Raw genomic sequence first — 16,164 nt, 5'->3', positions numbered from 1 at the left:
CTGCAAACCCAAGAGCACCGCTACTCCTTCGTTCTATTTCAATTCATTCTGAGATTGCTCAGCGAATTTGTATAAATCATCAATACTAAATATTTTGCTTTTGTTGTTCTCGTACCATTTGGCATAATAATCATCGACTTGCTTGCCGCCGGCCTTTTCCCAGACATCTTTGGCATCTTTCACAGCTTGCTGTGCGGTGTAACCGGAGCCGCCAACCAAAGCTTTCAGCCAAATATCACCTTTGTCGATATTGTTGGACTTGCTTGTGCTTTTGACAATCGCTTGCAGGTCATCCGGCAAAACCGGCAGGAAGTCGTTACCGAGCGAAGGAACCGGACGATCTTTATTGATATAAATTTCTTTGGATTTGAGATTGATATCGAGCAGCTCTTTCTGCGTAGGCACTTCTGGGCGAAGATTCACGAGATACACTTCCGCGCATTTGCCGAGCAGCAGATCAGATCGCATCATGTTCAAATCATCGGTGTAAAGCTCTTTCTTATTTTTCTCCGTGTCGATAGGCTGCAAACAGCCATTCGAGCCTTTTTGTGAATGCGTACCCTCGATACCGTTTTTCAGCAAGCTGGCGTGCTCTGGATCCACCATCCAGTCGATATACTGCATGATGGCTTTCGGATCTTTGGCTTTGGCGTTGACGACACCGACCATTTGCACAGGTGTGCTGATAATCGGGCTGAACTGGCCGAACTGGCTTTTCGGTAATGCCATGGGAATGACCTTCGCCGTAGGGTTGTTTTTCTTCAACGTTTCATAGTTCGAGATGGTAAACCAGGCACTGTCGATTGCAAAAATCCCCAATTTTCCATTCATGAAATCCTGGATTGCCTTTTGTCCGTTCTTATCCGTAAGAAAGTCCTTATCGACTAAACCGTTGTCAAACAAACGTTTCTGGAATTCGACAGACGCTTGAAGACGGTCCCAATCATGGACGAAAGCACCGTTTTGTTCAGCCCAGTCAATCGAACGCCCGAAGATATGGCTGATCACGGAGAAGCCGACACCGCTCAGGTTGATACCGAACGTATCCTTTTTACCGTTGCCGTCCGGATCTTGGTTCACGAAGGCATTGGCCACATTATATAATTCTTCGGTCGTTGTAGGGACTTGCAGATTCAGTTTCTCGAGCCAATCCTCACGGATTAACAGACGATGATGCGGAGCCACGACATTCAAGCGCCCAATTTCATACAATTTACCGTCTTCCTTGGTTCCAATCTTACGCAGCAGCGGATACTTCTCGAGAATTTGTTTGTAGGTCGTACTGTATTTGTCAACCATCTCATCAATCGGCATCAATAGTTTCTGCGAATACCAGCTGTTTCTGTAATTGGCATCGTACTCCAGAATCAAGTCCGGTGCGCTTCCTGAGGCAAACAAGGCATTAAATTTCGGGAACGACTCCCAGCGCGGGACGGGTGTATATTTCACATCGACGGGACCATTTTTGTTGATCCAATCCACCCAACGATTTTTATCCCAGTTGCCTTCCTCCGGAGGGATATTTCCCCGATCATAGACGGAAACGTTAATCGCTCCTCTTTGCGCAGACTCGGCTCCCGGCGTCGCATTCGGACTTGATGATGCACCTGGATCGTCAACTTTGGGTGTGGAACAGCCTGCCAAAACGGCGGCACAGACGAGTGTGGCAAGTATGGCTTTCCGATGACCCTTTGGTACCATGAACATGGAAATACCCCCTTAGATAATTCGATTTCAAGGTCTTCCGACTTATCCTTTAATCGCGCCGATCATAACCCCTTTGACAAAATACTTCTGCAAGAAAGGATAGACGATGAGCATAGGCACAATGAGTACGATCACGCCGGCCGCTTTGATAGATTCCGGTGTCATTTGCTGCAGGTCATCCGGTCTTACGGAGTTAAGCTCTTGAAGTATGGATTGACTGGCGACCATTTGTTGAATCATGACCGCCAAATTCATCCGAGTGCTGTCATTGATAAACATGAGGACATGTAAGAAGGAATTCCAATATCCGACGCCATAAAATAAAGTCAACGTTGCCAAAACAGGGAGGGATAGAGGGAGAATGATACGCGTGAGAAGCCGCCATTCACCGCAACCATCCATACGCGCTGCTTCTTCAAGCTCCTCAGGCACGTTCATGAAGAAGGTCCGAAGCACGAGCATATTAAATGCACTGATCAGTCCGGGCATCCAGATGGCGCCGTAAGTATCCAATAAGCCAAGACTTTTCACAATCAGAAAAAGAGGAATTAATGGCGTCCCGAACAGCATGGTAAATACAATAGCCAGTGTGAAAAAACGACGTGCGTAGAAATATTTTTTGGCTAACGGATAAGCCGCCATGATCGTAAAACACATGCTGAGCACAACGCCTACAACGGTAATCACAATGCTATTGCGGAAAGCTTTTACCATATTCGTGCCCGTATATAAAGCCTTATACGCTTCCATGGTCCAGCCTTGCGGCCAGAGGGAGACATGCCCGGAAACAATCGCTTGATAGCTGCTCAGCGACAGAGAAATGATGTGAAGCAAGGGAAGAACACAGCTTAAAGCTGCAAGTCCCAGAAACATATAATTGCATGTATAAAAGATTTTCTCATCCCATGCTGGTTTCATGAAGGGAGGCTCCTTTCTTACCACAGTCCTTGATCGAATTTACGGGCCAGTTGATTCGCAAGGACGACGAAGAAGAAGCCGACCAGAGATTCAAACAACCCGACAGCCGTAGTCAAACTGAACTGTCCTCCCTGAACACCTACGATAAAGATATAGGTGCTAATGACACTTGAGACATCCGAAACAGCTGCATTTTGGAGGGTGTACACGTGATCAAAGCCGACTTCCATGACATTGCCCATACTCAGAATCAGCATGAGAATAATCGTACTGCGAATACCGGGCAGGGTGACGTGCCAGATCTGCCTCCATTTAGAAGCTCCATCGATGCTAGCGGCTTCATACAGATGTGTATCGATGGAGGTAAGAGCCGCCAAGTAAATGATCGCTCCCCAACCGGCTTCCTTCCAGATCCCGGAACCGAGAAAGATCGCTATCCAGCTATGCTCCTGATACAAGAAAGCAGTGGTGTGACCCGTCCATAGCTCCAGCAGCTTGTTAATGATACCGGATTGCTGGGAGAATATCGTAACGACAATGCCTCCGACAATAACCCATGAAAAGAAATGAGGTACATAGATCAGCGTTTGCACAATCTTTTTGAAGCGCATGGCACGAACTTCATTCAGTAGGATGGCAATAATAATTGGGAAAGGGAACCCGGCGATAATACTTAATAAGCTCAAAGTGACCGTGTTACGGATGATCGTCAAAGTCTGGGGTTGGGTGAAAAGTGTCTTGAAATGTTTGAGGCCAACCCATGGGCTTCCCCAGATGCCTTCCATCAAGTTATAGTTTTTGAACGCAATGAGGTTACCTAAAATTGGAAAGTACCGAAAGATCATAAAGTAAGCAATGACTGGGACAAACATTATTAATAAAGGCATATTTTGTTTGAGACGTCGACGGGGCTGCAGCAACTTGGCCTTATGGCGGGCAGATCTGTGAGCTGTCATCATGGGGACTGTTTGCGTATTGTCCAGCGGTGTATGCGGCATTGTGCGGCACCTCCTTTCGAGTATTTATTGAACCATCCCATGCTACCTTGCCGTCGATGGAATCAATGTACTCTAGAAGCGCCATCCTTCTCAATATACATGAATTAGGGAGTAAACTCTTTTGAATCCCTTGCTGTACAAGGCTTTCGTGAATTAGTGCAAAGGTGAATATACAACAATTAACGATAGACATTTCTTGATAAAATGGCCTTGCAACGCTTACTTCCGGTAATCGCCAGGCGTAACGCCCGTAAATTTCTTGAAAGCGCGAATAAATGAAATGGCATGCGTGTATCCGACTTGAACTCCGATCTCCTGTACGGAGTAACGACTGCTTTGGAGCAAATGCTGCGCTTGTTCCATTCGTATTTTTACAAGATAATCAACGAACTTCTCCCCAAATTCCTCTTTGAAGGCACGGCTGATCTGTGAGGCATGCAGCTGAAATTGCTCACTTAGCGAGGAAAGTGATAACTCCGGATCTGCATAATGTGTCTCCACATAGGTGCGAATTTGGCGCATGACGGCATGATTGCTCCTGACTTCACGAATATCGGCCATCCGCTGAGAGGCTTGTTCTAACAAATGAAAACAACTGGCATATAGTTCTTCAATTGTATCGAAATGTTGAGTGGCATCATGGAGCTGAGGAAGTGCAATTTGTATGGACTCCTGCAGCTCGGCTGAGAGCTCGACCATCTCCCGGTGTAAATGATAAGCGAAGTAATTCATGAGATTGCGAATCTCATCGTAGGATAATAACCCGACCTTTAATTCGCTGAAAAATTGTTCCAACGCCGGCTTCCAACCCTCGTCCCCCAAACGAAACGATTGAGCCAGCGATTTGATCAAAGGCAGATGTTTATACATTTCTTTCTCCGTGGATGCCTCGGCTTCCCAGTGATATAGCACTCGATTCGTTCCTAAAGTTGATTTAAAGCGGAGTACATGGGTGGCTGCCTCATAGGAATGAACCAGTTCCTGTACTTGTCCGACCACATGCCCTACACCGAGCGTAATGCGGAAATGCAGATGCTGTTCGACCCAGGAGCGAATGTTTTCACATAAGTTGGCTGCCTGTTTCTCACTGTTTTTAACATCCTCATCTGTAAATATCACAACACTTAACCTGTGTGTAGCCATCCATTCGGCCCAAACCGTGAGACCAAACGATTCAGCTGTTTCATAAACGACCCGGCTTAGTACAAATTTGAGCAGTTCTTGATCCTTCTGAGAAAACATTCGGCATATTTCCATATATTTATCCATTTCAATAACTGCCGCAGTAAGCCGACCGAAGCCGGTAGGCAAGTGCAGTCGATTCATCTCGACTTTCCAGTCCTCATATTCGACCGTCCGGCTGCCCTCCAGCCACTCTTTGAAAAAATGCCTCCGCCTAAATACGATATCTTCCTCATGCTGCTTCTCATAACGGTTGGATAATTCCATGAAATTGCTGATGGCTCGATCAATATACTGGAATTCATCTTTTTTCTTACCGTCGATACTCATCGATTGGAGGTCGGAGATGGCATGGATACGCGACATTATTAATTGAATGGGCCTGTAATTACGATGGGTCACATAGGTCATCCAGACACCGCCAAGAACAATCATAACCAGTCCCAATCCGATCCAAACATAGGAGAACACAGAAGTAAAGGTATACAAATATTGATCATTAAGTCCACTGCGGTATTCCCAGTTCGTATAGTTGGAATGGATGCGGGTCAGTTCAGATCCTGTAATCGCATGCCCATTTCCGGAAGCCAGCAGCTGATTCCCTGCGGGATCATAGACTTGGATGAAGCTGATTTTTGAATTAGACATATCTCTGATCATTCCAACAATAGCGTCCATACTGATGTTGACTACAATGATGCCTTTTTGCCCGGATAAAAGTGGGAACTTTCGTACTAGCGAAATGACGACTTTGCGTTGATCCATCTCGGTAAATTCTTTATATTGCCGTTGATTTGTCAGTTCATATTGCGAAGAGCTCTTGATCATTTCATCGATAAACGTTGTATCTCCAAAGCGGTCTGCCGCTATCATCGTGTTGGGGCTAATCACCATTTGATCAGAAGCCCGGTAAAAATAAACGGAATCAATGAACTTGTTGTAATTCATCATCCCCCGAATTAATTCTGTAACTTCGTAGGCGGAGTAATAGGGATTTCCCTCCAATTTGTTGTCAAAGAACTGGTCGATCCGTTGATTAGTCTGAAGCTCCTTGATGACATACTCATCGATCGTTTTCAAGGTATAATCCACGGACTGCATGATATGTAAAGCATAGGTTTGATTTGCATTTTCAGCTTCTCTTTTGGACAAGTGGCTGATGGATAGAATAATAAGCACAATGAGGACGGAGGTGATCATAAAAAATACAGGCAAATACGAGAACAAAAGTCGATAAAACCATGGTTTTGTCATACAAACGCTCCTCAAAAGTAATACATAATGCCATGTAATTACGCTTCCACCACGTTGTAATGCGCTCACTGTCGTACGTTATATGCCAAATCAACACGGATCATGCTTGTATTCGTGAATACGATTGATGACATCGACAGATTGTCCAATGAATGAATTGGGGGATTTTACACAATATTAAATGCTGCAGAAGTTTAACAAATATAGGAGGAGATTTAATGACTAGTCAGCAATCAAGCGGATTACTTGACAAGAAGATCGTTTTGATCACAGGCACTAGTGGTGGTATGGGCCGTGTCGCGGCGCAGACTTTTGCGCGAGAGGGTGCAAAGGTCATCGGGTGCGATATCCAAGTTGATGCCAATAACGAGACGGTTGAACTCGTGCGTCGTTCCGGCGGTGAGATGACCGGTATCGCGCCGATTAATCTCACGATTCCCGAACAGGTTCAGCAGCTAGTTGAAAATGCTGTAGCCGCTTATGGCGGACTTGATGTGGTCTACAATAACGCAGCCATGCAGCGTTTCGGTCCTATGCCGGATTTCTCTATCGAAGACTGGCGGACGACCATAACCGGCGAATTGGATATCCCCTTCTTCGTGTCCAAGTTCGCATGGCCGCATTTGGTCAAGCAGGGTGGGGGAGTTATCATCAACATCGCGTCCGTGGCCGGTATGATCGCTGGCGAGACCCCGCCGATGGTCGCGCACTGTGCAGCGAAAGCAGGGGTTATCGGCATGACGCGACAGCTTGCGCTGGAAGGGGCTCGCCATGGTATTCGCGCGGTGGCCATCAGCTCCGGACCTGTCTTGACACCGGCCAGTGACCGTGACCTTGGCGACAACCAAGCAGCCAGGAATGCAATAACCAGCAAGACACTGCTCAAGCGATTCGGTCAACCTGAAGAGATCGTGGAGCTCGCGGCCTTTCTAGCTTCTGATCGTGCGGCCTATATCACAGGTGTCAACTACGCAGTCGATGGTGGTGCTTCCGCTTGGTAAGCATCGATAGAAGGTAAAGAGTGGATTTACATATCGGTTCCATGGAGTAGACAAAGGAGAAGTGAAATGGGAAAACTTGATGGCAAAGTGGCATTAATTACAGGAGGCAATAGCGGGATAGGATTGACCACAACAAAACTGTTCATTGCTGAGGGTGCAAAAGTCGTGATTACGGGCCGAAATCAAACTACGTTAAACGAGGTGGCCGAAGAGCTTGGCCCGAGTGTTCTGGCCTTTCAAGCGGATGCAACGGACCCTGCAAGCATGGATAAGGCGTTGTCCCAAGCCGTCGCAGCTTTTGGAGGACTGGATATCGTATATGCGAATGCCGGCATTTCATCGGCCACACCATTAGGCGGCACAGAATTTTCCGTCTTTGAAGAAGTTCTCAAAATTAACGTGACAGGCTCCTTCTTCACGGTACAATGCGCTTTGCCGTATTTAAAGGAAGGGGCATCGGTTATCTTGACCGGATCGACACGCGCAACGGACGGCGCGCCGGGAAGGGCTGCCTATGCGGCGAGTAAAGGAGCTATCAGCAGCATGGCAAGAGTGTTGGTCACCGAGTTGTCGCCGCGGGGTATTCGCGTGAATACCGTGGTGCCTGGGGCAACTCGCACTCCGATTTGGAAAAAATCGACACCGGAAGAAACCGCGAAGCTTGAGGGAGCTCAAGCGCGTACCATTCCGCTGAACCGAATGGGGGATCCGGAGGAGATAGCCAACGCGGTACTGTTTCTGGCTTCCGATGACTCCTCATTCGTGCAGGGTGCGGAAATTACCGTTGACGGGGGAGCGAGATCGGCACCGTTGGGGGCTCCGATATATCGTTGAAAGAAAAGAAACGGCGGCCTGTGTTGAGGCTGCCGTTTCTTTTTATCTGACGAAGACAAGCGAGTGGAGCAAGATGATTGCCATCAGGGGGAAAAAGGGAACTACGGTCCGCTATTTCGGCGAATAGCGAGGGTTTGACGAATGTAGGGGAACTACAAGGTCTTATTTCTTCACATTTGGCTGGTTTTTAGCCAAACAATAAGAAATAAGAGCCCCAGTTCCCCTCCGCGCTTCTAAGGGCGCATTTCCAAGAAATAGCGCCCTGGAATTCCCTTCGCGGAGTGAGAAACCGCAGCGTGCTGCGAATTCAGCGCTACTGAAGAACTTAAGTGTGAGATTGCGTCTCACACCCAGAGCCAGTTGGCAGCGCAGCAGCTAACATAGCGGAATAAGCCTTTTTACGCAGCAGGTATACCTTAGTTACTTAATGTGACGGTGCACCATGACCGCTGCATGGAAGGGGTAATAAGCTCGATACTGAAGCTTTGCAAATTTTTCTTTGAATAGTCAAATGAGCCATCAGCATTCCGGGCAGCAGGCTCATAATGAAGCCGGAACTGGTCATCAATCCAGATTTTATCCTTCAATGTCTCGTCTTTTACGCTCCATTTCGGCGGATATTTGTTATCCGTATCAATGGTAATTTGAACTTTCAGGATATCGAGGTTATGGATGAAATCCGCGAGTTGACCATCGCTGGTATTCTGATATTTATACCCGAATTGATCCGTTGCCTGGATAAAATATTTAAAGAAGCCGCTTTCGGTTTTCACACTCTGACCATTATTGTCGCTAAATTTTAAAAACTCCCACACGTATGGGTTACTCGCAAGATAGTCAGAGCCTTTGATTTGTTCCGATTTTCCGTCCGCCTTGAGGATGGTATATACGGTGTTCAAGTTAAATTGAAGCGTCGTATTTTTCATCGCTACCGCTTTGGCTACAGGCTCGGCAAAATCGACGGTCACTTGTTGTTTCGTCAGTGTTTTGGGTCCGCCTGGAGTGTAAAAAGTTACGTTGACGTTGAACAATTCCGTCGGCTGGATCCCATAAGCTTTATACACGGGAATGCCTGATGTATTTACGCTTGGGGCTGCCAGGATAGAATCGTCTGCATCGGCTGAGACTTGTTGAATGATCGAAATCGGCTTGCCTTTATCGTCTTTGAGCACCTTCGTAATATCGATTCTTCTGTTCTTGTCGTCCGTTGCGATGATGTTGATTTCTTTGCCGTAATAAGCAAATTTCGAATTCATAGCTGCAACATCATTCGCATTGCCAATTAAATTCCGCTCGAACAAATATTTACCTGCAGCAAAATGATCATCCAGCATATCCAGCTCGTACTTCATGAAAGGATCGTAATCCTTCCAGTTGTATATCGCTAAAGTAGAAGCTGCCGAGGTGATCGACTCAGCGGTATTTTTATTAATCACACTTGCTGTAATTGTGTAATGCGAGCCATTTGGACTTACTGCTTTCTGGGTTGGTTTGAACATAAATTTGTTCAAATCACCGCTTTTGTCTACAGGCAGCTGCCAAGTCAGGACGTGATTGTCGGAGTCGGTGGTGTCGGTGGCGCTTACCTCGTCCCAAGGAGTTTCAAAAATGCCTCCGGCACTTTGCAAACTAGGCTCACCGGAAACCCGTTCGAGTTTATATTCAATCATGTACGGAGTACGATCGAGCGGGGATGCCGCATTAAATACTTTTCCAAATTGGTCTTTTATGGTAAAAACAAACCCTTGAGGCTGCTCATTTTCTGCGAGTACAACCATATCTTTGGTATTGACCTCAATGCTTGAGGGAGTGCGCATCGGTGAGATCTTATAAGATTTACTCGCGGTTGCATCACCAATGTGTGTAAGGCTGGCCGTGATGGAAGATTCTCCTTCAGACTTGACTTCCTTAACGACAATTTTGCCTAGTCCGGCATAACTTTGACCGATCACCGGGTTATCGAGCACAAGGCCGCCTGAAGCGGAGATATCCAAATATCCGCTGCTGTATAGCGTTTCGATTTGGCTCAGTGTAAACTCGTAATTGTTCGGTCCGGTCACTTTCAGGCCGATCACCGGCGGTTGGCCCATTGTCGAGATTTTTCCATTGGCGTCATAATACTGATCCCCAACACTAAGTTGAGCGGTTTCATCCAGCTCGATCTTTGTTGGCAGCACCGTAATGCCAGGAGGTAAGTTCTCCGTAATGGTTGAACTGCCTGGGGCAGGTACCGCATGCGTCTGGAAGGCATGCCGCGCTTCAAAGCTGGCTAGCGCAAGCGTCTTCCGCGTAGAGGGGGCGCTGCCTCCGAAGCTTCCGACGGCGATGTTCGTCATGAGCTTATTTTGAATCGCCAGCGTAACATAACCTTTCGCCCAGTCGTCTACGGTCATGTCCGTCGCCAGCGTGACCCCGGAATCTTGCCACTTCAGCCCGCGGACCAAGAATGCAGCCAGCTCTTGACGGGTTACTTGACCCGCCGGGTTGTACAGCTTGCCACTCTCGTCGGATCCGTTCGTCAGACCGGCTGTTTTTAAGGCTTCAATATAGGGAAGGGCATAGCCATTAGCTGGATCATCCGCATGCACATCGGCAAACGACGACTGTGTACCCGTTGGAGGAATCGGCAGTGCAAAGATCATCGCAGCAACCTTGGCAAACTGAGCCCGATTCATTTTCTCGTTTAATCCAAACGAATGGTCCGAGACGCCGTCAAATACATGATCTTGAATCAAAACGTCAAATTTGTCTAGGATATCCTGCGGTAAATCACTTAAATCGTTAAATTTCTCTGATTGTTGTACCATTGAAGTTCGGTTCCCAGTGACGGTGTCATTCGCCGCATGGGTAACCGGGATTAAAGTTAAGCTAATGAGGACGAAAGACAATAATGATAAAAGCCGCTTCATTCACGCACACCTTCTTATCCCATAATTTCAATACGATTGCATAACCTTGACCTTAGACAATTCGTTCTTGGTACACGATCCAAATCAATCCAGATATATGATCCTATCCGCCCCCTTTCTGATGTTAGTTACAAGCTTACATAGAAATTATAGTAAGATGAACCAAGGAATTGTAAGCGATTTCAACTAAAATAGTAGGCTGAATCAACCTTTTCTAAGGGCTTAAGGCGCCTAGATTCCGCAATTGCAGATAAGAGCTTTTCATTTTATACTAGTAAAATTGAAACCAGACATCAGGAGGATAACGAGATGAAAAGAATGCTTGTCATTAGCGATATTCACGGAGAACTTGAGAAATTCGAGCGTTTACTGGAAGCTGTGCGCTACCGTCCGGAAGAGGATCAACTGATTCTGCTTGGCGATTATGTGGATCGTGGGCCGAACGCCAGAGGAGTCATTGAAAAGGTGATCGCTTTAAAAGAGGCGGGAGCACTCGTACTCAAGGGTAACCACGAAGACTTAATGATTAAAGCATTAACGACAGAAGAAGAACGTGCTTGGAAACGTTGGGCGCAAATTAACGGCGGCGATATGACGCTTAGAAGCTATGGGTTTACGGAGGCAAATTTCGCAGTCGATGAAAATGCAGAGACGTTCGTTAAACCAACGCTGCAATCGGAGATTTTATCGCAACACTTGGCATTCATAACGAATCTGGAACACTATATAGAAACGGATGATTATATCTTTGTACATGCCGGTGTTCAACCCGGAACTCCGATTTCCGAAACGGACCCACATACATTAATGTGGATTCGCGATGAATTTCATACCGGTTATTCCGATAAAAAAATGGTGGTCTTCGGGCACACTTCTACAGATACGTTGCATGGTGATACTGAGAACTTTAATGTCTACTTTGGTGTGAATCGCATTATTGGCATTGATGGCGGCGCCGTTTACGGAGGTCAGTTAAATGCTCTGGAGCTGCCGAGCCAGCAGGTTTACATGGTGAAGGAAGTGTAATAGGGAGGAGTTTGTGTAACTTATGGAGAATTTATTTTAGTTATAAGTTACACTAAGTGCCGGTATAGGGGGAAGACCATGCAAAGAAAGTGGTTTTACCGTCTGCTTTTATCGTACATGCCGTTTTTCGTGTTTGTCGTATTGATACTCAGCATGGCGTTTTATTACAGATGGAATGTAGAAACGAAAGAACGGATTCGAAATACGAATGATGTTTTTACCGCGCATGTGATGAATGTCGTGGATTCTTCCTTTCAAACCATCGAAAATTATATTGTTCAACAAATGCTGACGGATGAGTGGATTCGAAATTATTATAACTCCCATGAACCGACGTCCCCATTTGCGGCATATGAAATTACGCAGAGGTTAAATGAACTCAAAACATTGTTTCCGTTTGCTGGAGACGTGTATTTGTACAATAAAGAGAATAATGAAGTGATTACGGATAATTCTATGTTTAAGCTCGATCAGTTTGCAGATGCCGATTTTGTGGAGCAAGCATTTCATGGCACCTTGGGCAGCAAATGGACGTCCCCTCGCAGTTACAACCAATTTCTCGGTGAAGCGCGCCCAGGTCAAGTTGTCTCACTTGCCAAGCAAATCCCGATTACCTCCTCGGTTCCGAGTGGTGTCGTAGTGATTAATATTCAGGTAGGTTCCCTGAACAGCATGTTGCAAACGATTAAGGCAAATGCGGCCGATTCTATCAACTTAGCGGGTGCTGATGGTACATCGTTTTTTGAGCGGAATGTACAAGCCAAAAGCTCGAAGCCGGATGCCTGGGGCAGCAGCAGCGTGCAATCTCCCTACACGGGATGGACACTTGAGGTGAATGTTCCTCCACTGGAGCAAGCGAGTCTGCTTTCGGTTTTTTTTGAAGCGTGGATGCTGCCTGTCTTAGGGTTGATGCTTCTCGGTATATTGTTTTTGACGTACATTACTCATAGAAATTATAAGCCGATTGAAGAAATCATGATTCGGATTGATCGTTATACGCTAAAAAGAAGCTTGTCGATGGGGAAAAAAACGGCCCATGACGAATTTCAATTCATTTCTTCTGCGTTAGATAATTTAGTAGAAAATTCACATCAATATGAAAAGAGATATCAAGAGGATTTATCGATTCGTAAAAAATATTGGTTCTATGAGCTTCTTGAAGGCAATTTCTCATTGAGTCCAGATGAATGGATGCTGGAAGCCGCTCAGCTGAAGCTGCCGGAGACATTCGAGTCGTCCATCGTGATGATTGTCGAAATCGATAATTATCAGGATTTTCGCAACCGTTACTCCATTCGGGATCAGAAACTGCTTAAATTTGTGATTCATGGGGTGATACAAGAAATTGCGCAAGGCGAACAGGTGCCCATTTGGTTCGAATGGAAGGAAGCCGACCAATTGGTGGCCATCCTGTACAACCAGTCGGATCCGTCCACTTCATCCATTGATACGATTGCACAGGCTGTGAAAAGTTGGATTTCATTGAATTTGCAGTTTACAGCTTCCATTTATGTGGGGACAAAAGCAAACGATGCGGAAGAGATTAGCCACTCCTATCAGGATGCTTGGAAAGCCGGGCAATTCCGGACGGTGCATGGTTATAATAACATTTACGATGCCAGAGAAGGGCAGCAGCATGCTCGTGGTGATTTGTACAGACAGCTGCAATTCGTCAAAACTTTGGCGAAAGCAGTTAGAGCAGCGGAGCCGGGTTGGCGTGACGTGCTAGATGTCATGTTTGCGGAGATGAAAAATGATCAATTTCCACGAGAGAAAGTGCTCGATGTCGTTCAATACATTTTTGATGAATTAGAAAAATTGCAACAGGATATGCCGGATCAGGGAGAGGGCAACAGGTCCATGCAGCTTCCTGCGGAAGCGTTGTCTGAATTAACGCAGTTGGATCTCATCGATGAGATCCAGGAGGGCCTGACAACATTTCTCAATGAGCTTGTCACCTCCATGCAGCAATGGCAGAATACGCAAGATTATCACTCGTTGATCAGTGAAATAAAGTCATACCTATTAGAAGCTTATAGTAATCCGGATTTATCCCTTCATTTCTTAAGCGAGAAATTCGAGCTGCCTTCCCGGGTGCTGAGTAAGCTGTTTAAGGCAGAAACCGGCGAACGCTTCGTGGACTACCTGATTCGCATCCGCGTAGAGGAAGCCAAACGAATGCTCGTCCAGACATCCGAATCCGTACAGTCCATTGCCGAACATGTTGGTTATCTGCAGGTCATTTCGTTCATTCGTACTTTCAAGAAGAGTGAAGGGATTACACCAGGTGAGTACCGTAAGCTGAAGCAAGCCGATTTACAAACATGATTATCGAGGAAAAATGTTTATTGCAGATTGCAATACAGCCGCCCTTCTTGCGTAGAAGGGCGGTTTTACGTATAGGAAACACTTTTGTTTATCGAGGAAAAATGGAAATTGAAGCACTAGCGAGCGTTAACGTATAGTTTAAGAGTGCTCAGGAACATTCCTGCAGGAGATACTGGGGCATCACTAACGAAGGAGGTGAGCAGGATTCGCAGCGCCATCTGGAGACGCAACATTCCGTTATATCTTATGTTTGCGCCGATTATCATTTTCTTTATTACATTTAAATATGTGCCCATGTTTGGAAGCATAATGGCTTTTAAGCATTATAATTTTGGTGATGGCATTTTGCACAGCCCTTGGGTGGGGCTTGAGAACTTCCGTGTGCTATTTAGCACGCCGGCCACTCTTCAGATCATTAGAAACACGCTCATGCTAAGTTTATTATCCATTTTTATCGGCTTTCCATTTCCAATCCTGATAGCCATTATGCTCAATGAGGTTAGAGCCATGTGGTTTAAACGTATTGTTCAGACGCTCATCTTCTTACCGCATTTCTTTTCATGGATTATTGTCGCCGGGATCATCGTGACGGTTTTTTCACAGCAAGCCGGAACGGTTAATCTGTTATGGAAGTATCTATTCGGGCAATCTTATGCGTTCATGTATCATGAAGGATCATGGCTTTCCATTTTTGTAGGATCAGGAATATGGAAGGAAGCGGGCTTCAGTGCCATTGTGTATCTAGCGGCATTGAGTTCTATCGATGCAAGTCTATATGAAGCTGCAAGCTTGGATGGGGCGAATAAATGGAAGCAGATATGGCACGTAACGCTGCCCGGTATAAGCTCAACGGTCGTGTTAATGTTTATCTTAGCGATGGGACGGGTGATGGAGGTTGGATTCGACCAGATCTTTATGCTGCAGAACTCCACAGTTTCCAATATTTCGGAAGTTATCAGCACGTATATTTACAAAATTGGCTTAATGGGTTCTCAATTTAGTTTATCGGCGGCCATTGGCTTGTTCGAGTCCTTGGTTAGTCTCATTCTTGTCCTCATCACGAACCGGATTGCTCGCAAATTCGGCAATGGACTATGGTGAAGGAGGATTATCATGCAATTATCTGCAAGTGAACGGAGCTTGATTTTCGTATTTTATGTGTTGCTCACGATAGCTGGATTGGCTTGTTTGTTTCCATTGATCCATATCGTGTCCTTATCCATTAGTGATACACATGCTGTGGCTTCCGGATGGGTTTCGCTATATCCGATTGGCTTCTCATTAGAGTCATATAAGCAGCTTTTGTTGGGGACGCCGATTGTGAATGCTTTCCTAAACAGTATCCAGATAACAGGGGTTGGCGTCGTACTTAGCATGCTCTTCACGATTCTGGCAGCTTACCCGCTGACTCGTACATATTTTTACGGGCGCAAATTGTATACGTTTGCAATCGTGTTCACGCTGCTTTTTGGCGGCGGCCTTATACCAACGTATTTAACAGTCAAAGAGTTAGGTTTGCTAAATACCTATTGGGCGCTATGGCTGCCGGGATTGGTTAGCACCTTCAACTTGCTCGTGCTTCGATCTTTCATGGAAAATATACCGAGTGAGCTCGATGATGCGGCACGCATAGATGGATGCGGAGATTGGATGTATTTGAGCAAAATTGTACTTCCACTTTCCATGCCGGTTTTGACAACACTCGCGCTATTTTATGGTGTAGGGTATTGGAATTCTTTCTTCAGTGTCCTGATTTATATGAATGAAACGACGAAATACAATTTATCCGTACTGGTGCAGCAAATGATTCAGAGCCAGACGATGCTTGCTCAAATGAACAGTTCTGATGCAGCAGATCAGATTCGATTAACACCGGAAGAAATCAATTCGGCCGCGATCATGGTCATGGTGCTTCCCATTATGGTCGTGTATCCGTTTCTTCAAAAGCATTTTGTAAAAGGCGTTATGATTGGTGCCGTTAAAGGATAATTCAATTCCTAGTAGAGG

The 16,164-nt window shown here is 45.9% G+C and carries 11 protein-coding genes; 6 read left to right on the top strand and 5 right to left on the bottom strand.

What is annotated here, in order from left to right; genetic code table 11:
- Positions 1 to 33 precede the first annotated feature (33 nt).
- The 4 genes from GON05_RS18850 to GON05_RS18835 form a co-directional block, all read right to left on the bottom strand.
- Entirely contained in the window at positions 34 to 1,707 is a 1,674-nt protein-coding gene (locus GON05_RS18850; protein ID WP_157320877.1) for an extracellular solute-binding protein, read from the bottom strand.
- A 42-nt stretch (positions 1,708 to 1,749) separates the two neighbouring features.
- Complete coding sequence (locus GON05_RS18845; RefSeq protein WP_157320875.1) at positions 1,750 to 2,625, bottom strand: carbohydrate ABC transporter permease; 876 nt, start codon at positions 2,623 to 2,625, stop codon at positions 1,750 to 1,752.
- Positions 2,626 to 2,642: 17 nt separating this feature from the next.
- Complete coding sequence (locus tag GON05_RS18840) at positions 2,643 to 3,581, bottom strand: ABC transporter permease (RefSeq protein WP_157322208.1); 939 nt, start codon at positions 3,579 to 3,581, stop codon at positions 2,643 to 2,645.
- A gap of 261 nt (positions 3,582 to 3,842) precedes the next feature.
- A complete protein-coding gene (locus GON05_RS18835) occupies positions 3,843 to 6,059 on the bottom strand; it encodes a helix-turn-helix domain-containing protein (protein WP_157320873.1) in 2,217 nt (738 codons plus the stop codon).
- A 218-nt stretch (positions 6,060 to 6,277) separates the two neighbouring features.
- Between GON05_RS18835 and GON05_RS18830 the strand changes: the two genes are divergently transcribed.
- Positions 6,278 to 7,060 carry an SDR family NAD(P)-dependent oxidoreductase gene (locus GON05_RS18830; protein ID WP_157320871.1) on the top strand — a complete coding sequence of 261 codons (783 nt, stop codon included), beginning with the start codon at positions 6,278 to 6,280 and terminating at the stop codon, positions 7,058 to 7,060.
- 66 nt (positions 7,061 to 7,126) lie between these two features.
- Positions 7,127 to 7,894, top strand: coding sequence for an SDR family NAD(P)-dependent oxidoreductase (locus GON05_RS18825; RefSeq protein ID WP_157320869.1), 768 nt, complete (start codon positions 7,127 to 7,129; stop codon positions 7,892 to 7,894).
- Positions 7,895 to 8,310: 416 nt separating this feature from the next.
- On the opposite strand, the gene GON05_RS18815 is transcribed toward GON05_RS18825, so the two are convergent.
- Positions 8,311 to 10,803 (bottom strand): S-layer homology domain-containing protein, encoded by a 2,493-nt coding sequence (locus tag GON05_RS18815; protein WP_157320865.1) that lies wholly within the window; start codon positions 10,801 to 10,803, stop codon positions 8,311 to 8,313.
- A 309-nt stretch (positions 10,804 to 11,112) separates the two neighbouring features.
- On the opposite strand from GON05_RS18815, the gene GON05_RS18810 reads away from it, so the two are divergent.
- The 4 genes from GON05_RS18810 (at position 11,113) to GON05_RS18795 (ending at position 16,146) form a co-directional block, all read left to right on the top strand.
- Entirely contained in the window at positions 11,113 to 11,829 is a 717-nt protein-coding gene (locus GON05_RS18810) for a metallophosphoesterase family protein (RefSeq protein WP_157320863.1), read from the top strand.
- 78 nt (positions 11,830 to 11,907) lie between these two features.
- Positions 11,908 to 14,157, top strand: a complete 2,250-nt coding sequence (locus GON05_RS18805) for a helix-turn-helix domain-containing protein (RefSeq protein WP_157320861.1) — start codon at positions 11,908 to 11,910, stop codon at positions 14,155 to 14,157.
- A 246-nt stretch (positions 14,158 to 14,403) separates the two neighbouring features.
- Positions 14,404 to 15,258 (top strand): ABC transporter permease, encoded by an 855-nt coding sequence (locus GON05_RS18800; RefSeq protein WP_157322206.1) that lies wholly within the window; start codon positions 14,404 to 14,406, stop codon positions 15,256 to 15,258.
- A gap of 12 nt (positions 15,259 to 15,270) precedes the next feature.
- A complete protein-coding gene (locus GON05_RS18795) occupies positions 15,271 to 16,146 on the top strand; it encodes a carbohydrate ABC transporter permease (RefSeq protein WP_157320859.1) in 876 nt (291 codons plus the stop codon).
- Positions 16,147 to 16,164 lie beyond the last annotated feature (18 nt).

Origin of the sequence: Paenibacillus anseongensis (assembly GCF_009757995.1) — a bacterium.
Lineage (GTDB): Bacteria > Bacillota > Bacilli > Paenibacillales > NBRC-103111 > Paenibacillus_E > Paenibacillus_E chondroitinus.
Note: the sequence above shows the minus strand (reverse complement) of the source record. Positions and strands in the feature narration are given on the sequence as shown.